Annotated in this window: 17 protein-coding genes; 1 reads left to right on the top strand and 16 read right to left on the bottom strand. The window is 66.1% G+C overall.

The window, feature by feature from the left end; all coding sequences use genetic code 11:
* Positions 1–37: 37 nt before the first annotated feature.
* The 9 genes from ACQR0Z_RS08255 to ACQR0Z_RS08215 all read right to left on the bottom strand — a co-directional run bounded on the left by ACQR0Z_RS08255 (position 38) and on the right by ACQR0Z_RS08215 (position 10,198).
* Positions 38–931, bottom strand: coding sequence for an amidohydrolase family protein (locus ACQR0Z_RS08255; RefSeq protein ID WP_434918297.1), 894 nt, complete (start codon positions 929–931; stop codon positions 38–40).
* Positions 932–1,015: 84 nt separating this feature from the next.
* A complete protein-coding gene (locus tag ACQR0Z_RS08250; protein ID WP_434918296.1) occupies positions 1,016–2,005 on the bottom strand; it encodes a substrate-binding domain-containing protein in 990 nt (329 codons plus the stop codon).
* A gap of 48 nt (positions 2,006–2,053) precedes the next feature.
* Entirely contained in the window at positions 2,054–3,061 is a 1,008-nt protein-coding gene (locus ACQR0Z_RS08245) for an ABC transporter permease (protein ID WP_434918295.1), read from the bottom strand.
* A gap of 31 nt (positions 3,062–3,092) precedes the next feature.
* Positions 3,093–4,589 (bottom strand): sugar ABC transporter ATP-binding protein, encoded by a 1,497-nt coding sequence (locus ACQR0Z_RS08240; RefSeq protein ID WP_434918294.1) that lies wholly within the window; start codon positions 4,587–4,589, stop codon positions 3,093–3,095.
* Positions 4,590–4,627: 38 nt separating this feature from the next.
* Complete coding sequence (locus ACQR0Z_RS08235; RefSeq protein WP_434918293.1) at positions 4,628–6,487, bottom strand: TRAP transporter large permease; 1,860 nt, start codon at positions 6,485–6,487, stop codon at positions 4,628–4,630.
* Positions 6,484–7,497, bottom strand: coding sequence for a TRAP transporter substrate-binding protein (locus ACQR0Z_RS08230; RefSeq protein WP_434918292.1), 1,014 nt, complete (start codon positions 7,495–7,497; stop codon positions 6,484–6,486). The genes ACQR0Z_RS08235 and ACQR0Z_RS08230 overlap by 4 nt, the downstream gene beginning before the upstream one ends.
* A 75-nt stretch (positions 7,498–7,572) precedes the next feature.
* Positions 7,573–8,586, bottom strand: coding sequence for a transketolase family protein (locus tag ACQR0Z_RS08225; protein WP_434861415.1), 1,014 nt, complete (start codon positions 8,584–8,586; stop codon positions 7,573–7,575).
* Positions 8,586–9,434, bottom strand: coding sequence for a transketolase (locus ACQR0Z_RS08220; protein ID WP_434918291.1), 849 nt, complete (start codon positions 9,432–9,434; stop codon positions 8,586–8,588). Before ACQR0Z_RS08220 ends, ACQR0Z_RS08225 begins: the two co-directional genes overlap by 1 nt.
* A 14-nt stretch (positions 9,435–9,448) precedes the next feature.
* Positions 9,449–10,198: an SDR family NAD(P)-dependent oxidoreductase gene (locus tag ACQR0Z_RS08215; protein WP_434918290.1), complete on the bottom strand. Its 750-nt coding sequence runs from the start codon at positions 10,196–10,198 to the stop codon at positions 9,449–9,451.
* A 108-nt stretch (positions 10,199–10,306) separates the two neighbouring features.
* Between ACQR0Z_RS08215 and ACQR0Z_RS08210 the strand changes: the two genes are divergently transcribed.
* The gene (locus ACQR0Z_RS08210) at positions 10,307–11,188 is read left to right on the top strand and encodes a LysR substrate-binding domain-containing protein (protein ID WP_434876538.1); all 882 of its coding nucleotides are present in this window, start codon (positions 10,307–10,309) and stop codon (positions 11,186–11,188) included.
* A 61-nt stretch (positions 11,189–11,249) separates the two neighbouring features.
* Here the strand turns inward: ACQR0Z_RS08210 and ACQR0Z_RS08205 are convergent, their stop codons facing one another.
* The 7 genes from ACQR0Z_RS08205 to ACQR0Z_RS08175 are packed head-to-tail and all read right to left on the bottom strand — an operon-like array spanning position 11,250 to position 18,900.
* Entirely contained in the window at positions 11,250–11,741 is a 492-nt protein-coding gene (locus tag ACQR0Z_RS08205) for a GlcG/HbpS family heme-binding protein (RefSeq protein ID WP_434861411.1), read from the bottom strand.
* On the bottom strand, positions 11,738–12,937 hold the full coding sequence (locus ACQR0Z_RS08200; protein ID WP_434876539.1) for an amidase: 1,200 nt from the start codon (positions 12,935–12,937) through the stop codon (positions 11,738–11,740). The genes ACQR0Z_RS08205 and ACQR0Z_RS08200 overlap by 4 nt, the downstream gene beginning before the upstream one ends.
* A 59-nt stretch (positions 12,938–12,996) precedes the next feature.
* Positions 12,997–14,607 (bottom strand): ABC transporter substrate-binding protein, encoded by a 1,611-nt coding sequence (locus ACQR0Z_RS08195; protein WP_172184849.1) that lies wholly within the window; start codon positions 14,605–14,607, stop codon positions 12,997–12,999.
* A gap of 46 nt (positions 14,608–14,653) precedes the next feature.
* A complete protein-coding gene (locus tag ACQR0Z_RS08190; RefSeq protein WP_434918289.1) occupies positions 14,654–16,108 on the bottom strand; it encodes an amidase in 1,455 nt (484 codons plus the stop codon).
* Positions 16,098–17,090, bottom strand: coding sequence for an ABC transporter ATP-binding protein (locus tag ACQR0Z_RS08185; RefSeq protein ID WP_434918288.1), 993 nt, complete (start codon positions 17,088–17,090; stop codon positions 16,098–16,100). The genes ACQR0Z_RS08190 and ACQR0Z_RS08185 overlap by 11 nt, the downstream gene beginning before the upstream one ends.
* Entirely contained in the window at positions 17,087–18,049 is a 963-nt protein-coding gene (locus ACQR0Z_RS08180; protein WP_434918287.1) for an ABC transporter ATP-binding protein, read from the bottom strand. Before ACQR0Z_RS08180 ends, ACQR0Z_RS08185 begins: the two co-directional genes overlap by 4 nt.
* Positions 18,049–18,900, bottom strand: a complete 852-nt coding sequence (locus tag ACQR0Z_RS08175) for an ABC transporter permease (RefSeq protein WP_434918286.1) — start codon at positions 18,898–18,900, stop codon at positions 18,049–18,051. Before ACQR0Z_RS08175 ends, ACQR0Z_RS08180 begins: the two co-directional genes overlap by 1 nt.
* Positions 18,901–18,903: the final 3 nt, after the last annotated feature.

Here is an 18,903-nt window from a genome sequence, read left to right as displayed (position 1 = left end):
TCCAGAGTTGGGCTTTTCCGTTCCCCTGCGAGCCGGTCTAAAGACGGTAGAACCGCGCCGCGTTGTCGTGGAACAGCTTGCGCCGCTCGTCGGCGGAGAACCGGGACGTGATCTCCTTGAAGGCGTCGAACAGCTTGTCGTAACTACTGAACAGCTTGTCGACAGGGAAGTTGCTGGCGAACATGCAGCGCTCCACGCCGAACGCCTCGATGGCAGAGAGCACGTAGGGGCGGAAGGAGTCGACGGTCCAGCTCCAGTCGCCCATGCCGAGGCCCGAGATCTTGCAGGCGACGTTGGGCGCCTGGGCCAGCAGCGTCATGCCGGCCTTCCAGGCCTCGAAATGACCGGGTCCGTCAACCTGCATGCCGGTATGGTTAAGGATGATCTGCGTGTCCGGGAAGTCGCGCGCGAGCTCATAGGCCTCCCGCATCTGCGGATAATAGATCTGCATGTCGAACGAGAGGCCGAGGTCGCGCAGTAGCGCGAAGCCGCGCCGCCACTCGGTTTCGCGGCAGACGCCGGGACGATCGAGATAGGTCTTGGCCGGGTCCGGATGGTAGTTCAGCGACTGGCGGATGCCGCGGAAGTTCGGATAGGCGAGATGGCCGTCGAGCACATCACCCACGTTCGGCTGCGCCAGATTGGCATAGCCGACGATGCCGTGCGGAAAGCCGTGCTTGTCGGCCACGCCCTGCAGCCACTTCGTCTCGCCGACGGGGTCCTTGGGATCGAAGCCGACATCGAGATGCACCGACTTGACGACGTTCTGGTTCTTGCAGTCTGCGAGAAAGTCCTCGATCAGGTAGCTGCGGCAGATCGCGGTGTAGTCACCGAAGGCCGCAGGCTTCACGCCATCGCTCAGCCACGGATAATAGAGGTTCTCGAGATCGTAGAGATGGTGGTGCGGGTCGATGATGGGAAAATCGATCATGATGACATCCTCGATCGGGATCGTACGAACGGAGATGCGGGCGCCCGGCCAAGCAGGCGCCCGCTGTGATGCCTTGCATCGCGATCAGTAGTCGCCGGCCGACGGCGGATAGACGCGCTTCAGCTTGGCCTGCGCTTCCGGCGTGCCGACATTGCCGGAGGTCACGAGCGCGAGCGGCAGCGGCAGGCTCTGAGTCACGGCCGCACCGGTCAGCGCATTGTAGACCTGCTGCACCGCCTCGATGCCCTGCCCGCCGGCCTCCTGCAGGAACAGGCCCTGGACGACGCCTTCACGCAGCAGCTTGACGGTGGTTGGGCTACCGTCGGCGGTGGCGATCCCGACCTTGCCGACCAGGCCGCGGGTCTGCAGCGCCTTGGCGGCACCGGTCGCAGCCTCGTCATACATGCCATAGATCGCCTTGACATCGGGATGTGCCGTCAGCAGGTCGTTGGCCTGGTCGACCGCTTCGCGCACGGTCAGGCCTTTGGTCTGCAGGATCTGCACCAGCTCGCAGCCATCCGCCTGGAACGACTCCTTGGCGCCGGCGAGATATTTCTGCGCGTTCTCGCGATCCTGCGGCAGCGACAGCATGCCGACCTTGTTGCCGCCGCGCTCCTTGGCGAGCGCACAGACGAACTTGCCCTCGGCCTTGCCGCCCTCGAAATTGTTCGCGGTCACCGCCGAGGTGTACTCGGTCTCGCCCGGTTGCGGGCCGATGCCGGCAAACGCGATCGGGATCTTCTTCTCCTTCAACAGACGCAGCACCGGCGGCGTGCTGGTCGAGCTCACGGGCCCCATCACGATGGCATCCACGCCGCGGGTGATGGCGGTGCGTACGTTCGTCATCTGGTCTGCCGGCGAATTGTGTGAGTCCATCTCGATATAGGTCATGCCGAGCTCGGCCGCCTTGGTCTTGGCGCCATAGCCGACCCACTGCCAGTAGGAGATGTCCAGCGACGGCGCGATATAGGCGACCGTGAACTTCTTGGCGCCTTCTGCGGCCGCCGGCTGCATCGCCGTTGCCATGATGGCCGTGACGGCGAGGGCGAGCAGGCTCTGAGATCGTGCTTTCATGATTTCCTCCAAGTGTTTTATGAACGTTTCGTGGGTGATGCAGCCGCTTCAGCTGCGGACCTTCGTGGCGAGGTCGATCAGGACCGCGACGAGAATGACGGCTCCCGTGACGGTTCCTTGCCAGAAGCTGTTGATGCCGATCAGGTTGACGCCGTTCTGGATCACCGTGATCATGATCGCGCCGAGCATGGCGCCGATCGCCGAGCCGGTGCCGCCGAACAGACTGGCTCCGCCGATCACACAGGCGGCGATCGCCTGCAGCATGAGATTGGCGCCCGCGGTCGATTCCGAATTGCTGATGTAGGACAGGCTTAGCAGACTGGCGAAAGACGCCGCGACGCCGGACGCGACATAGACACCGAAGCGCACGCCGTGCACGGGAATGCCGAGCAGACGGGCGGCCTTGTCGTTGCTGCCGATCGCAAACACCCAGCGGCCGACGACGAGCTTGCGCAGGACAAACTCGAGGGCGATCACCGCGAGCGCACAGAACAGCACGAAATTGGTGACGCCCGGGATCAGCTCGCCGCCGTTGAGCTTCCAGAAGTTCGGGTCGGCGATCGCGATCGAATGCCCGTCGGTGATGACGAAGGAGAGGCTCGCGCCGATCGCATAGGTGATCAGGGTCACGACGAAGGGCGCGAGACCCACTACCGTGACGAGGCCGCCATTGATGGCGCCGACCGCAATCCCGACGCCCAGGCTGATCACGCAGGCGAGCGGCCACGGCAACGCGGCGGAGAAGCAGAGGCCGGCGACCATGCCGGTGAGCGAGAAGGTCGAGCCGACCGACAGATCGATGCCGCTGGTGGCGATCACCAGGAAGACGCCGAGCGACATCAGGATCAGCGGCGCCGCCGCCTGGGCGATGTTGGCGAGATTGCCCCAGGTCAGCACATAAGGCGACCAGAAGCTGATGCCGACCAGGAGCACGACGATGGCGATCGCGATCGCAATCTCCGTGCGGTAGATCCGCGTCAGCCGAACCGGAAGTGAGGCGCGCTGGCCCGGCTTCGGCCGGTCGGCCGCGCGCTGATCGATCACGACGTCCGTCATGTTACCCTCTTGCTTGCTCATCGGCGGGCCATCACGCCGCCATTCCGGTCGCTCGCGACAGCGACACCTCGTCGAGTTCGTCGCGCCCGAGAACGCCGCTGGCCCGGCCGCCGAGATCGAATGCGATCACCCGGTCGCAGACCGCGATCAGTTCGGTGAACTCGGTGGACCACCACACCACGACGCAGCCGGCCGCGGCGGCATCGCGGATCATCGCGTAGATCTCGCGCTTGGTGCCGATGTCGACGCCGCGCGTCGGCTCCTCCAGCACCAGGATCTTCGGCGGCGGAGCGAGCCAGCGCGCCAGCAGCAGCTTCTGCTGCGTGCCGCCGCTCACCGTCTGTGGCAATGCATCGATCGAGCTCGCCTTGATGGCGAGCGCGTCGAGTGCGGTCTGCGCGGCCGTGGCCTCGCTGGATGCCGCCAGGATCCGGCGGCCCGCGACCCGCGCGGCCGCGACGATGTTGTCGAGAATCGGCAAGGTCGCGAGAATGCCCTTCTCGGCGCGATCGCCGGAGACGTAGCCGACCCCTGCCCTGACCGCTTCGGCGGGATTCGAGAACGTCACATCGACGCCGTCGATCGTGATGCGCCACGCCTGGGACGGCCGCGCCCCGATCAGCCTTTCGATCACGCCGGACGGACCGATCGGCGCGCCCGCCAGCCCGAGCACCTCGCCCGACCCGACGCTCAAGGAGACCCCCGGACCGCGCAGGGCGATCTGCGTGCGGGCAGAGGTGGCGTTCGTGCTGCGCGGCGCAGCCGGCGGCAAGGCGCTGCTTTTCTGCCCCATCGCCTCGACGATCGCCTCGTCGCTGATCTCGGAGAGCGCGGCGCGGTCGAGCACCGAGCGCCCGTCGCGCAACACGGTGCAGACATCGGCCAGCGCGCGGATCTCGCCCATGCGATGCGACACCAGCAAGGTGCTGATGCCCTGCTGCGCCAGCCGGCGCAGGATGCCGAACAGCCGCTCCGTCTCGGAAAAGGTGAGATTGGCGGTCGGCTCGTCCAGCAGCAGGACGCGCGCCCCGGAGCTCAGCGCCCGGGCAATCTCGACGAACTGGCGTTCGTGCAGATCGAGCTGCGCCACCGGCCAATCCAGCGCCCGCTCCGCCAAGCCCTGATCGACCAGCGCCAGCGCGGCACGCGCCTCCGCGAAGCACTCCGCCTCGCTCAGCCGCGCCAGAGCGCGCTTGCGATGGGGCAGGTAGATGTTCTCGGCCACCGACAGATGCGGCAGCAGCGCCAGCTCCTGAAACACGACCGCGATCGCGTTGGCGTCGGGATCGGTGCGGCCATCGATGCTGACCGATCCGCCGTCGTGGCGATGCGATCCGGAGATGATCCGGATCAAGGTCGACTTGCCGGCGCCGTTGCCGCCAAGCAGCGCATGGATCTCGCCATGGCGGATCCGCAGATTGGTGCCGCGCAGGACATGCGTGGCACCAAAGCTCTTTTGGATGTCCTTGGCCTCGAGCACGAATGCCGACGCATTCGTCTCGTCCTTCGCCTCGCGCCTGACTGACATTTCGGAACTCACGCTCTTACCTGCTTCATCGCCATGCTTCACAGGAATCCGATCGACAGCCAGGGCACGAAGGCCACCAGCAGCAGACCGAGCACGAGCGCGCCGAGATAGGGCCAGATGCGCGTCAGCCCTGCATTGGGATCGATCTGTCCGATCGAGCACGCCGCGTAGTAGCCAAGGCCGAACGGCGGCGCGAACAGGCCGATGCCCATCGCGAGAATGATCACCATCGCGTAGTGCACCTCGTGCACGCCGAGCAGCTTGGCGGCCGGGAACAGCAGCGGGCCGAACAGCACCATCGCGGGCAGGCCTTCGAGGATGCTGCCGAGCAGGATGAACACGGCGATCGAGATCAGCAGGAAGCCGTATTTGCCGCCGGGCACCGACACCATCATCGCCGCCAGTGCATGCGAGAAGTTCGATTGCGTCAGCGCCCAGGCCATCGCGGTGGCCGCGCCGATGATGAAGAGGATCGCGCCCGACAGGGCCGCCGTGTGGACCAGCGCCGGGTAGAGCCTGCGCCAGTTGAAACGGCGGTAGACCAAAAGCCCGACGATGATGGCGTAGGCGATGCCGATCGTCGACACTTCGGTCGCCGTCGCCACGCCTTCCGTGACGGCGGTCCGGATCAGCACCGGCAGCAGCAGCGCGGGAATTGCCGTGACGAGCGCCGAGCGGATCGTGGCCCAGGACGGGCGCGAACGTACGATATCCTCCGGCTCGACCATGCGTCGCTTGGCGACGACCGCCAGCGCCGCCGCCAGCACCAGGCCCGGGACGATACCGCCGGTGAACAGCGCCGAGATCGAGACGCCGGCGACCGAGCCGATGATGATCAGCACGATTGAGGGCGGAATGGTCTCGGCCATCGCTCCGGAGGCTGCGAGCAGCGAGACCAGCTCGCCGTCATGAATGCCCCGCCGCTTCATGTCGGGAAACAGCACCGGCGCCACCGCGGCCATATCGGCGGTCTTGGCACCGGAAATGCCGGACACGAGCAGGATCGCGCCGAGCAGCACATAAGAGAGGCCGCCGCGGACATGGCCGACGAGCGACACCAGAAATCCAACCATCGCCTCGGCCATCCGGGTCATCACGATGAGATGGCCGAGCAGGATGAAGAGCGGGATGGCGAGCAGCACCAGGGAGGAGACGCCTTCGTCGATGCGGCTGGTGACCACCTCGAGCGGTGCGGTCGTGACGGTCAGCAGATAGGCGACGGTGGCGAGGCCGAAACAGAATGCGATCGGCACGCCGGCGAGCACGGCAGCGCCAAGCAGCAGCGCGAAGAAGACGATCAGGTTCCAATTTCCGAGGGCCTTCAGCGCCGGCGCGGCGCCCCACAGCACGAGCGCGACGGTCGCAAGCAGCGCCAGCGTGATGGCGAGATCGCGCGAGGCGTGACGGGTCATGCGCAGCAGCGCGGTCGCGAGCATGAGGCCGATGCCGACTGGCACGGCGCCGGCGCGCAGGCTGTCGGACAGGCCTAGGGCCGGCGTCTCGACGAAGGACTGGCCATGAGCGTAGTCGATGGCGGGGTGCAGCAAGATGCCGAGGAACAGCGCAGGCGCCATCAAGGCGAGGCTCTCCAGCACGGCGCGCATGCGCGGGCTGACGCGGTCGACGAGCGCGGTCATCCGCATGTGCTCGCCACGGCTGAGCGCGAGCACCGCTCCGAACATCGCGAGCCAGAGAAAGGTGATCGACGCGAGTTCGTCTGCCCAGGTCAGCGGCCGGTTGAAGACGAAGCGCGACGTCACACCGGTGAACAGGATTCCGACCTCCGCGACCAGGGCGATCACGGCGGGAATCTCGATCAGCTTCGTCAATGCCCGTTCGAGGCTCTCGACCACGCCGTGCCTGCTGGAGGCTGCGAAGGACGCGTCGACGCTGTTCATCCGAGCTCTCCCACATTCGACTGCAGGATGGTCCAGGCGTCCTCGCCGAACTTGCCGCGCCAATCCTTATAGAAGCTGCTCTTGGCGAGCGCGGTCCGGAACGCGCCCTTGTCGACGTCGACGAAGGCGAAGCCCTTGGCGGCGAGATCAGCGCGCAAGCTCTGGCTCAACGACGCAATGTCGGCGCGCTCGTCGTCCGCCGATCTGCCGAACTCGCGCTGGACCAGCGCCTGCAGGTCGGACGGCAACTTGCCGAAGGCGGCGCGATTACCGAGGATCCAATAGGCGTCCCAGACATGACTGGTGAGCGAGCAATATTTCTGCACCTCGTAGAGTTTGGCGGTTGCGATGATCGGAAGCGGATTTTCCTGCCCCTCGACCACCTTGGTCTGCAGCGACGTATAGACCTCGTTGAAGTTGATCGGGGTGGGACCGGCACCGAGCGCCTGGAACAGGCTGGTCAGGATCGGCGCGGCCGGCACGCGGATCTTGAAGCTCTTGAGATCGTCGGGCGTCTTGATCTCGCGGGTCGACGACGTGACCTGCCGAAAGCCGTTATCCCACGGCTTGGAGAGCGCGATCGCCCCGGTCTTCTCGATGTCCTTGCGGATGTGATCACCGAGGCTGCCGTCCATCGCCTTCCACACCTGATCGTAGGACACGAAGGCGAAACCCGTGTTGACGATGCCGGCGAGCGGCACGCGGGTGGCGAGCACGGAGCTCGCGATGTTGATCGCATCGACAGCGCCGACACGAACCTGCGAGATCAGGTCCGTATCGGAGCCGAGTTGATTGGCCGGATAGAGATTGATCTCCAGCCGGCCGCCGCTCGCTTCCTTGATTCGGCTGGCGGCCTCTTGCGCCCGCTTGTTGACCGGATGCGACGGATCCTGCCCGGTCGCGAGCTTCATCGTGAACTCGGCCGCGTTCGCAAAACGCGAGATCGCGAATGTAAACGGCAGAGCCGCTGCTGCCGTGATCAGTTGCCGACGCGTCGTCCCCTTGCGCATTGCCGTCCCTCCGATGTGATATTTGTTATGGGCCGGCACCGCATCGCGCCGGCATCGACGAGAGCGCCTGGCTCGCTATGTGAGCCAGCCCTTCACCTGCCTTGCGACCTCCGAGAGCGAGATGCCGTAGCGGTCGTGCAGCGTCGGCAGCGCGCCGGCGTCGAGGAACGCGTCGGGCAGCCCGATCTGCCGGAACGGCACATGCACGCCCGAACGCATCAGCAGCCCGGCGACCGCCTCGCCGAGGCCGCCGATCAACGTATGGTTCTCGGCCACCACCACCAGGCGGCCGGAGCGGCCCGCCTCGTGCAGGATGGTCTCGCCATCCAGCGGCTTGATGGTGGGCACGTGCAGCACGGCGACGTCAACGCGATCGTCCGCGAGCGACTTGGCCGCCTCGAGCGCGCGCATCGTCATCAAACCGGACGAGATCATCAGCACGTCGCGACCGTCGCGCAGCAGCTTGGCCTTGCCGAGTTCGAATGTGTAGTCGTACTCGTCGAGCACCAGCGGCACCTGTCCGCGCAACAGCCGCATGTAGACCGGCCCCTGATGCGCCGCCATTGCCGGCACGACCTGCTCAATCTCATGGGCATCGCAGGGGTCGATGACCGTCATGTTCGGCATCGCCCGCATCAGGGCGAGGTCCTCCGCGGCCTGGTGGCTCGGACCGTAGCCGGAGGTCAGGCCGGGCAGCGCGCAGACGATCTTCACATTGCGGTCTTCCTCCGCGATGGTCTGGTGGATGAAGTCGTAGGCGCGTCGGGAAGCGAATACGGCATAGGTCGTGGCGAACGGCATGAAGCCTTCGGCGGCAAGACCGGAAGCCGCGCCGAACAGCAGCTGCTCGGCCATGCCCATCTGGTAGTAGCGGTCGGGAAATTCCTTGGCAAAGATGTGCAGGTCGGTGTACTTGCCGAGGTCCGCGGTCATGCCGACGATCTCGGGGCGGCTCCGCGCCAGTTCGACCAGGGCGTGGCCGAACGGCGCCGGCTTGGTGCGCTGCCCCTCGGAGGCGATCGAGGCGATCATCGCCGAAGTTGTCAGGCGCGGCTTGCTCAGATCCGGTGCTGCTCGCGTCGTCTTCATCATGGCCTCCCGGCGTCGAGCGCGGCCAGCGCGAGCTGCCACTCGTGCTGCTCGACGCGAATGAAATGGTTCTTCTCGCGCTGTTCGAGGAACGGAACGCCCTTGCCCATCAGGGTGTCGGCGACGATCATCCGCGGCTTTGGCGCCTCGTGACTCTTCGCGGCATCGAAGGCCGCCACGACCGCATCGAGATCGTTGCCGTCGACGCGCTGCACGAACCAGCCGAACGCTTCCAGCCGGTCCACCAGCGGTTCGAAGCTCATCACCTGGGTCGATGGCCCGTCGGCCTGTTGATTGTTGACGTCAACGATCGCGATCAGATTGTCGAGCTGGTAGTGGCTGGCGGACGAGATTGCCTCCCACACCGAGCCTTCGTCGAGTTCGCCGTCCGAGAACAGCGTGTAGACACGCGAGCTCGATTTCTTGCGCTTGAGGCCGAGGCCCATGCCGACGGCGATGCTCAGGCCGAGACCGAGCGAGCCGCCCGACATCTCCATGCCCGGCGTGTAGGACGCCATGCCCGACATCGGCAGCCGGCTGTCATCGCTGCCATAGGTTTCGATCTCGGCTTCTGGAACGATCCCCGCCTCGATCAGCGCGGCGTAGAGTGCGATCGCATAGTGGCCGTTCGAAAGCAGGAAGCGGTCGCGCTCCTCCCAATTGGGATCCTCGGGCCGGTAGCGCATCGCGTGGAAATAGGCGGTCGCGAGCACGTCGGAGATGTCGAGAGCCTGGGCAATATAGCCCTGCCCCTGAACCTCGCCCATGCGGAGCGCATTGCGGCGGATGTTGTAGGCGCGTTGTGCCAGCGTCGGCGCGTTGACGAGCCGATGAGTTGCGGTGTCCATCGTCCGAGACCTCGTCAGTGGATCAGCATGCCGCCGTTCACGTCGATGACCGCGCCCGTCACATAGGCGGACAGATCAGACGCGAGGAACGTGTAGATGCCGGCGACATCATCCGCCGTGCCGAGGCGATTGAGCGGAATGCCTTCGAGGATCTTGGCCTTCATCTCGTCGGTCAGCTTGCCGGCGGTGATGTCGGTGCCGATCAGGCCTGGAGTCACGCAGTTGACGCGGATGCCATCGGCTCCGAACTCGCGCGCCATCGCCTTGGCGAGGCCGAGCACGCCGGCCTTGGCGGCGGAGTAATGCGGACCGCCGAAGATGCCGCCGCCGCGCTGCGCCGAAACCGACGACATGCAGGCGATCGAGCCCTGCTTGCGCTCGCGCATGTGCGGAATCACCGCTTGCGAGAGAAACAGCACGCCCTTCAGATTGACGTCCTGGATGCGATCCCAGTCATGCGGCGTGATGTCGAGCAGCTTCACCGGCTGGGTGATGCCGGCGTTGTTGATGAGGATGTCGATGATGCCGAAGGTCGACATGACCTGCGCGACCGCATCGTTGCAGGACGCCTTGTCGGTGACGTTGCAGCCGAGCCCGAGATGTTGATCGCCGAGCGTGGCGGCCGCGTCCGCCGCCGCCGCGGCGTCGATGTCCAGGATGGCGACGCGGGCGCCTTCCGCCGCGAACCGCCGCGCGGTGGCGAGCCCGATGCCGCGCCGCGAGGCCGCGCCCGAAATGATCGCCGTCTTGCCGCTGAGCAGCATCCCCTGTCCTCCCGATGTCTCGTTGTCGTGGGCGCCACCATGACCGGCCGAGGGGACGGCAACAAACGCGCAGTTGTCATGAATTGATGAATCTGGTTCACTTATCCTATGCTGTCGAACATCCCGATCTCGTCGATCAAAGCGTTTGAGGCCGCCGCGCGCACCGGCTCTTTCCGCGATGCAGCAAATGAGCTTCACCTGACGCCCTCGGCCGTCAGCCACGCGATCCGCAAGCTCGAGGCCGCCCTGCGGACGGTGCTGTTCGAACGGAAGGCGCGCGCCGTTCACCTCACGCCGGCCGGCGAGAACCTGATGCGCCATGCCGGCGCGGCGTTCGATCAGTTGCGCAGGGGACTGGAAGAGGTCGCCGCCCGCGGTCCGCAGCTCGTGCGCGTCCATTCCGCGCCGAGCTTCGCCGCACAGTGGCTGACGCCGCGCCTCGCGCAATTTCTGTCCGCGCATCCGAAGCTGGAGGTTCGACTGGCGGCCAACACCGACTATGCGCGCTTCAAGAACGACGATTTCGACATCGACATCGTCTATGGACAGCCGCATGCCGAGGGCGTGGACGTCGTGCCGCTGGCGGAGGAGACGGTCACGCCGCTCTGCTCGCCGGCCCTCGCGGCGACCATCAAGCGGCCGGCGGATCTTCTGGAGCGGACGCTGATCCGTTCCGACGTCAAGCAGGTGCAATGGCAGCAATGGTTCGCCGCCAACGGCCTAGAATCTCCAGCCCTTCACGGCATGCGCTTCGACCGCAGCTTTCTTGTTCTCGCCACCGCCGCCGAGGGCCTCGGTATCGCGCTCGAATCCACACTGCTCGCCGAGCGCGAGCTCGCCTCAGGACGGCTGGTCGCACCGCTCGCCGGGCGCGCTACGGACATCCGCTATGTCGGTCACCGGCTGGTGCTTCCCCGCGCGCCGCGCCAGCCCGCTGCCGTGCGCGCCTTTGCCGACTGGATCAAGCTGGAGCTCGGCGTCAGCGTCTGATGCGCACTGCGCGGTGGAGCGCTGCGATCGGCGATCGCCACGTGGCTGAGTCTTCTCATCGTCAGACTTGCGGCTGCGACATCGTTCCTCTGATGATGCCGGTATCCTCCGCGCCCATCGGCTTGAAGTCGACGTACATGTCGGCACCGGGGATGGCGGCCGCGCCGGCGCGAGCGACGGCGAGATCCTGCGCGCCCGACCCGGAGCCCGCCGCCACGGCGCCGAGGATGAAGCCATCGACGCAGATCGGCAGCCCGCCGATCAGATTGGTCCAGCGGCTTTCATGCGCCAAGGTGACCTGGATTTCCACGTCCGCATGAGCGCCGCCGGTCGGCGTGCCCGACAGCGCCGAGGTGCGCGCCTTGTTGATCGAGGAGGTCACGCTCAGCCCCTTCGACCCGTCCATGCGCCCGAACGCCAGCAGGTTGCCGCCAGCATCGACCACGGCGATGCACATCGGTTGTCCGATGCGGGTCGCTTCGGCGACGGCTGCGTTCAGCACCTTCAGCCCGCCCGACAGTGTCAGCGTTCGCGTGTCCTTGACGTCGCTCATGCGTGCTCCTCGAACAGGCCAAGGGAGAAATCGCGCGCCAGCGTCCGGGCCGCCGCGAGCAGCGACGCATCACCGCCGCGCCAGCCGATCAAGGACAGCCCGACCGGAATCGGGCCTGATGTCGCGACGGGGAGACTGACCTGCGGAAGCCCCGTCAGTCCGGCGATGCAGGTCAGGTCGACGATGCGGTGCACGGCCGCGCGGATCTCCGACAGACGCGCCTCGCGTGCGATCGGCAAAATGGGGGACGTCGGCAGACACAGCATGCGGCGTCCATCCAGCAGATCGTCGAGCCGCTTCGAAGCGGTCGCGCGAAACGCTTTGGCGGCCGCGAGCTCCTGCGCGTCGATGCGGCCGTCATCGGCGAAGGCGCCGGCCACCTCCGAGGAGAAGCGCGGGTTCACGCGATCGATCCAGTCGCGAAACGTCGCGTGGAATTCGCTCTTCTGCAGGATGCGCTGATGGCGCCCCCAGTCGAGAAGATCGCCGCCGGCCAGAGCCGACATCGTGGTTGGCACAGCAGCGCGCAGCCGTGCGACAACCGGTTGCAAGGCATTCCTGACCGGCTCATCAGCCAGCGCAAAACAGTCATCCGCCATCACGATTTCCACGGGCGAAGCATCGGGAATCAACTCACCGAGCAGCACGCTGCCGACGCGGCCGAAGGTCATCGCGTCCCTGGCGAAAAAGCCGACCGTGTCGAACGACGGCGCCTGTGTCATCAGGCCGGCGACGGAGATGCGGCCGTGCGTGGGGCGCAGGCCGTAGATCCCGCAGAAGCTCGCGGGCGTGCGCACGGAGCCGCCGGAGTCGGTGCCGAGGGCGACATCGACCAGGCCGCCCGCGACCGCAGATGCGGAGCCGCTCGACGAGCCGCCGGGAACGCGATCCGGCGCGCGCGGGTTCAGCGGCGTTCCGTCGAACCTGTTGATGCCGAGCAATCCGAGCGAGATCTCATCGGTGATCGTCTTCCCGACCAGCGCGGCACCGGCCTTCAGCAGCGCATCGACCGCCCAGGCGTCCGTCTCCGCTGCAGCATGCGTGGCGGCCCAGTCGGGATTGCCGCAGGCCGTCACCTCGCCCGCGACATCGAACAGGTCCTTGACGGCAAAGCTCAGGCCCGACAGCGGGCCGGAGCAGTGTGGCGCGCGCCGAAGGATGGCGCCGGGAATGAAGGCTCCGAGAGTGTCCTGCACGGCCTATCTCCGATGAAGAACAGGCGCGCCCGACGAGCGCGCCTGCCGTCCTCTCTGTCTCACTCCTTGTAGAGCTTGCGGAAGTCCGGGTGGGTGTGGAACCAATATTCGAAGCCCTTGACGTTTTTCTGCATCGCGTAGTCGGCGAAGCGGGTGTAGAGCGGGATGCGCGGCAGATCGGTCATCACGATATCGACCATCTTGTTCAGGCTGGTCTTGTAAACTTCCGGATCTCGGGTGAAGCGGGCCTCGTCGATGACCTTGTCGAGGTCGGGATTGACGTAGTTGGCGGTGTTGAACACCGAATTGTTGCCGCCGTGGAACGTCCAGAAGAAGAAGTAGTCGGGATAGTCGAGCCAGCCGTAGAATTCGGCGATCACCATCGGCATCGTCTTGCTGGCCATCTGCGCGAACCAGTTCGAGCCCGGCACCTTTTCGATCGTCAGCTCCACACCGATGTTCTTGAGGGCCTCCTGGATCAGGATCGCGGTCGGCTCACGCACCGTGGACTCGCTGAGGTCGATCGACAGCGTCGTCTTGAAGCCGTTCGGGAAGCCGGCCTCGGTGAGCAGCTGCTTGGCCTTCGCGAGATCCTGGCCGTGCTTGATCGGCACCGGCCAGGTCGCGTCGGGATAGGGCTTTGCCGGATCGCCGCCGAACATCGGCTTGGCACGGTTGTAGAGCGCGGAGCTGACGATCTCCTTATAAGGAATCGCGTAGGAGATCGCCTCGCGCACCTTCGGATTGTCGAACGGGGCAATCTTCACGTTCATGTCGACGAAGACGAGGTCGTTCTGCACGGGCACGCCGATGATCGTGACCTTGCCCTGCTCCGCCAGCTCGGCATAGTCCTTCGGCGGCAGGCCGACCGACATGTCGACGTCGCCCTTCTCCAGCAGCGCGCGGCGCGTGCCGGCCGAGGCGATCTGCCGGTAGACCACGCGCTTGAGCTTGGGCAGCGGTCCGGACTTCCAGGCATCGAATCGCGTGAACACGGTCTGCTGGCCCGGCGTCCATGACTCCACTTTGTAGGCGCCGCCGCCGCAATCATTGCGCGACACCCAGTCGAACGCCCACGGATCCTGCGCGGTGGCGTGCTTCTTGGCGAGCTCGGAGTTGATGATGACCGGCACGGGAACGACGAGGTCCGGCATGGTCAGCTTGTTGAACTGGTCGAACGTGGCCTTGAAGGTGTGATCGTCGACCACCGAGAACTGCTCGGGCTTGACGAGCGAGCCGGCCGCCATCTGCACGGCCGGAAAGCCACCGGCGGCGATGGCGCGGTCGAACGACCATTTGACGTCCTTGGCGGTGACCGGCGTGCCGTCGTGGAACGTCGCGTCCTTGCGCAGATGGAAGATGTAGGTCTTGCCGTCCTCGCTGGCTTCCCAGCTTTCGGCGAGCTCCGGCGTCATGATCTTGGCGTCGTAGGACACCGTGCCGTCCGCCAGCGTCTTCTCGCCATGGCTGACGAGGCGGTCATAGGCCTGCCAGACCACCATGCGGCTGTGATCGTTGGCGGTCGGCACCATCGTGTCGAGGCCGTTCGGGCCCATCTCCGACACGATCACCAAAGTGTCCTTGGCGATCTCCGCATGGGCGATGGCGCCTGGCAGCACAGCGGACGCTGTGAGCAACGCCGCTGCAACGAGACTGCGATAGAGCTTCATATCGTGCGTCCTTTCTGGATTTTTCAGGTGGAGGGTGGAGGCAGTGTCAGAGGCCGAGCTCGCTCAACAGCTTCGGCCATTTGTGCGCCCACGGGCGCGCCTGTTCGAAGGCGCCGGAGGCGGCGAGCACGGTCCGATCCGCCAGATGGCGGCCGATGATCTGCATGCCGACAGGAAGACCCGTGTTGGTGAAGCCCGCGGGGATCGTCGCGGCGGGCTGGCCGGTCAGGTTGCAGATGAAGGTGAAGCAGAGCCAGTCGCCGGTCGTGACCATCTTGTCTTCGATGATCTCTGGCCCCTGCATGTAGAGCGGAAAGGCCGGCACCGCGAGCGTCGGCGTGATCAGGAGATCGTAGTTGGCCATGAACCGCCACATGCGGTTGCAGACCATCTGGCGGATCATCTTGGCATCGGTGAACTCCTCCGCCGTCCACTGCCGCTGCAACAGCGCCACGAGATGCGGCGACATCTCCTTCTCGCGCCCCTTCATCATCCGGCGTAGGCCGGTGAGATCGGTGTCGCCGGCGACGATGGTCCAGAAATGCGGAAACGGATCGTCCCAGCCGGGATTGGCGCGCTCGACCGTGCAGCCGAGATCGGTCTCGAACACGCGCACCGCCTCGGAGACGACGCGCCGGACCTCCGGGTCGACCGGCGCATAGCCCCAGTCCTCGCTGTAGGCGATGCGCAGGCCCTTGATGCTCTCCTTGGTGGCATCGACGTAGTCGAAATCGGCTGATGGAATCGAGTAGCGATCGCGCGGATCGGGTCCCGTGATCACCTTGAGCATCAGCGCCGAGTCGGCCACGGTGCGGCTCATCGGGCCGACGTGTTCGAGCGATTCCCAGCTCGACACGCCGGGATAGCGCTCGTCGCGGCAGCCCGGATACAGCGGCACGCGACCCATCGAAGCCTTGATACCGTAGAGGCCGCACAGCGCCGAGGGAATGCGGATCGAGCCGCCGCCGTCGGAGCCGATCGCGAACGGCGCGACACCTGACGCGACCGAGGCACCCGAGCCGGCGCTCGATCCGCCCGACGTCATGTCGAGATTCCAAGGATTGCGCGTCGCCGGAAATACGGGATTGTGGCCGACGCCGCTGTAGCCGAACTCCGGTACATTGGTCTTGCCGATGATGACGGCGCCGGCCGCCTTGAGGCGCTCGACGACGATGTCGTCCTCATCCGGCACGAAGTCGCGATAGAGCGGCGAGCCCATCACGGTGAGGATGTCCTTGGTCGCGACCAGATCCTTGATGCCGATCGGAACGCCCGCGAGCAGGCCGGGATCCTCGCCGGCCGCGATCTTGGCGTCGACGGCGGCAGCCGCCGCGCGCGCGACCTCGGGCGTCGGCGTGCAGAAGGCATGGATGTGCGGCTCGAGCTGGTCCATGCGGCGCAGGACCGCCTCGGTGACCTCCGTGGCCGACAGCGTCTTGTCCTTGACCTTCGCCGCCACTGTGACGGCATCCATGCGGCAGATTTCGTTGTCAGCGCTCATCGTTTCCTCCAGCGGGTGAAACAGCGAAGTGGCAGGCGGCGAAATGATCCGGACCTGTCGCGCGGAGCGGCGGCATAAGCTTCGCGCAGATGTCGGCTGCTTTCGGACAGCGTCCGTAGAAGCGGCAGACATTGGGATCGGGATTGATGGGGCTGGCCGGGCTGCCGTCGAGCCGCGGCCGCGCTTCACCGCGCCGCGCGGGATCGGGGATCGCGGCAACCAGCGCCTGCGTGTAGGGATGGCTTGGCGCGGTGAACAGCGCCTCCGCCGGCGCAATCTCGACGATCTTGCCGAGATACATCACGACCACGCGCGAGCACAGCAGCCTGACGACGTTGAGATCATGCGACACGAACAGATAGCTCATCGACAGCCGCGCACGCAGGTCGGCGAGCAGCCGCAGGATCACGGCCTGCACGGACACGTCGAGCGCCGAGGTCGGCTCGTCCAGGATCAGCAGCGACGGCTCGACCGCAACCGCGCGCGCGATGCCGACGCGCGCGCGCTGGCCGCCCGAGAGCTGATGCGGATAACGCTGCAGCAGCTCGTCCGGCAGCCCGACCAGGGCGGCGGTGGCCTGAACGCGGCGCGCGATCTCGGCGCTGTCGGTGATGCCGAGCAGCCGCTTCAGCGGATCGGCGATTGCCTGGAACACGCGGAACGACGGATTGAGGCTCTCGGTCGCGTCCTGGAACACGACCTGGATGCGCCGCCGGCTCGGCGACGCCGCGAATTTCGTCTGCGTGATCGCGGTGAGATCCTCGCCGTCCATCAGGACATGGCCTGCGGTGGGATCGATGAGACGGCCGAGCAGGCGCACCATCGTCGACTTGCCGCAGCCGGATTCACCGACGAGGCCGACGCTTTCTCCGGCTGAGATCGTCAGGCTGACGTCGTCGACGGCGTGGAGCTTCGCCCCCTTCCCCGCCCGCTTGATCGGGTACAGCTTCGACAGCGACCTGACCTCGAGCAGCGGCGTCATGATAGCGGAAACCGGCAACGCACGAGATGCTGGGGTGATACATTGTTCCAAGGCAGCTCCGCTTCATCGCAGATCGGCTGCCTCAGTTCGCAGCGTCCGCTGAACCTGCACGGCGGCAGCGCGCCGCGCAGATCGGGCAGATGGCCGGGAATGGCATTGAGGTCGTCGAGGCGCGACTCCGGCACCGGCGTCGCTGCCAGCAGCCGGCGCGTATAGGGATGCGCCGGACGCTCCAGCAGTTGTTCGGTTGGTGCGATCTCGACGATGTGGCCGGCATGCATGACCGCGATCCGGTCGCAATATTCGCCGGCCAGGCCGAGATCATGGGTGATCAGCAAGGTCGACATCTGGGTCGCGCGGCTCATCTCCCGGATCAGGTCCATGATGACAGCCTGGGTCGTCACATCGAGCCCAGTGGTCGGCTCGTCGGCGATCAGCACCGAGGGTGTGCAGGCCAGCGCCATCGCGATCATCACGCGCTGGCACATGCCGCCCGAGAGCTCGAACGGATAAGCCTCCGCGCGGCGTTCGGGATCGGGAATGCGCACCCGCGTAAGTGCTGATATCGCCGCCTTCTTCAGCTCGCGCCGCGGCAGCGCGGCGTGCTCCTGCAGGACGTCCTCGATCTGCTTGCCGACCTTGCGGATCGGATTGAGCGCGGTGCGCGGGCTCTGGAAAATCATCGCCATCTCGCGTCCACGCAGTTCGCGCATCGCCTCGGGGCGCGCGGCGAGCAGATCGATGCCGCCCATCGTGATCGCGCCCTTGGTGATGCGCGCGGCGGCATCGTTGAGACCCATCACAGTGTAGGCGGTGACGGATTTGCCGGAGCCGCTTTCGCCGACGACGCCGACGATCTCGCCGCGCGACACCGACAGGCTGACGGCATCCAGCGCCCTCACCACGCCGTGACGGGTGCGGAACTCCACCGAGAGATTGTCGATCTCAAGCTGCGCCATCACACACGCTTTCTCGGATCGAGCAGATCGCGCAGCCCGTCGCCCAGCATGTTGAAGGAGAACACCGCGAGCACGAGCGCCGCGCCCGGGAACATGAACGCCCACCACTCGCCGGAAATGATGTAGCTCGCGCCTTCCGACACCATGATGCCCCACTCCGGCGTCGGTGGCCGGACTCCGAGCCCGATGAAGGACAGGCCGGCGGCATTGAGGATCGCCCAGCCCATGTTGAGCGAAGCCTGCACCATCATCGGCGGCAGGATGTTCGGGACGATATGGTTGATCAGGACGCGCAGCGGCCCGTTGCCGCCCATGCGCGCCGCCTCGACATAGCCGAGCTCGCGCCGCACGTTCACCTCAGCGCGGGCGAAGCGGCAGTAGAACGGCAGGTTGATGATCATGGTGGCGATGATGATGTTGGCGACGCTGTTGCCGAGCGCCACCACGATGCCCATCGCGAGCACGAACAGCGGGAACGCCATGATGGTGTCCATCGCCCGGCCGATAATGCGATCGGTCCAGCCGCCGAAATAGCCGGCGAGCGCCCCGAGCGCGAGGCCGACCACGAAGGACAGCGCCACCGCCGACACCGCCACGCCGAGATCGAGGCGCGTCGCGACGATGACCCGGCTCAGGATGTCGCGTCCGAGCGCATCGGTGCCGAACGGATGCATGAGGCTCGGGCGCGCGAGCTTGGTCGTCGCCGAGGTGAGCAGCGGATCGTAAGGCGCGATGGAGGGCCCGAAGATCGCGCACAGCGTCAGCAGTGCCAGGATGATCGCGGCGACCAATGTCAGGCGGTTTTCGCCGAACGCGTAACCGGTGTTGCGGGCGAGCGTGACCAGACTCATTGC

It is taken from the genome of Bradyrhizobium sp. HKCCYLS3077 (assembly GCF_051167555.1).
Classification (GTDB): Bacteria; Pseudomonadota; Alphaproteobacteria; order Rhizobiales; family Xanthobacteraceae; genus Bradyrhizobium.
This window is presented reverse-complemented; position numbering and strand designations above follow the sequence as displayed.

What these genes read in the sequence shown, in the direction of transcription:
- ACQR0Z_RS08255 (WP_434918297.1), bottom strand. Translation starts at nt 931, where the DNA reads ATGATCGATTTTCCCATCATCGACCCGCACCACCATCTCTACGATCTC.
- ACQR0Z_RS08250 (WP_434918296.1), bottom strand. Translation starts at nt 2,005, where the DNA reads ATGAAAGCACGATCTCAGAGCCTGCTCGCCCTCGCCGTCACGGCCATC.
- ACQR0Z_RS08245 (WP_434918295.1), bottom strand. Translation starts at nt 3,061, where the DNA reads ATGACGGACGTCGTGATCGATCAGCGCGCGGCCGACCGGCCGAAGCCG.
- ACQR0Z_RS08240 (WP_434918294.1), bottom strand. Translation starts at nt 4,589, where the DNA reads ATGTCAGTCAGGCGCGAGGCGAAGGACGAGACGAATGCGTCGGCATTC.
- ACQR0Z_RS08235 (WP_434918293.1), bottom strand. Translation starts at nt 6,487, where the DNA reads ATGAACAGCGTCGACGCGTCCTTCGCAGCCTCCAGCAGGCACGGCGTG.
- ACQR0Z_RS08230 (WP_434918292.1), bottom strand. Translation starts at nt 7,497, where the DNA reads ATGCGCAAGGGGACGACGCGTCGGCAACTGATCACGGCAGCAGCGGCT.
- ACQR0Z_RS08225 (WP_434861415.1), bottom strand. Translation starts at nt 8,586, where the DNA reads ATGAAGACGACGCGAGCAGCACCGGATCTGAGCAAGCCGCGCCTGACA.
- ACQR0Z_RS08220 (WP_434918291.1), bottom strand. Translation starts at nt 9,434, where the DNA reads ATGGACACCGCAACTCATCGGCTCGTCAACGCGCCGACGCTGGCACAA.
- ACQR0Z_RS08215 (WP_434918290.1), bottom strand. Translation starts at nt 10,198, where the DNA reads ATGCTGCTCAGCGGCAAGACGGCGATCATTTCGGGCGCGGCCTCGCGG.
- ACQR0Z_RS08210 (WP_434876538.1), top strand. Translation starts at nt 10,307, where the DNA reads ATGCTGTCGAACATCCCGATCTCGTCGATCAAAGCGTTTGAGGCCGCC.
- ACQR0Z_RS08205 (WP_434861411.1), bottom strand. Translation starts at nt 11,741, where the DNA reads ATGAGCGACGTCAAGGACACGCGAACGCTGACACTGTCGGGCGGGCTG.
- ACQR0Z_RS08195 (WP_172184849.1), bottom strand. Translation starts at nt 14,607, where the DNA reads ATGAAGCTCTATCGCAGTCTCGTTGCAGCGGCGTTGCTCACAGCGTCC.
- ACQR0Z_RS08190 (WP_434918289.1), bottom strand. Translation starts at nt 16,108, where the DNA reads ATGAGCGCTGACAACGAAATCTGCCGCATGGATGCCGTCACAGTGGCG.
- ACQR0Z_RS08185 (WP_434918288.1), bottom strand. Translation starts at nt 17,090, where the DNA reads ATGACGCCGCTGCTCGAGGTCAGGTCGCTGTCGAAGCTGTACCCGATC.
- ACQR0Z_RS08180 (WP_434918287.1), bottom strand. Translation starts at nt 18,049, where the DNA reads ATGGCGCAGCTTGAGATCGACAATCTCTCGGTGGAGTTCCGCACCCGT.
- ACQR0Z_RS08175 (WP_434918286.1), bottom strand. Translation starts at nt 18,900, where the DNA reads ATGAGTCTGGTCACGCTCGCCCGCAACACCGGTTACGCGTTCGGCGAA.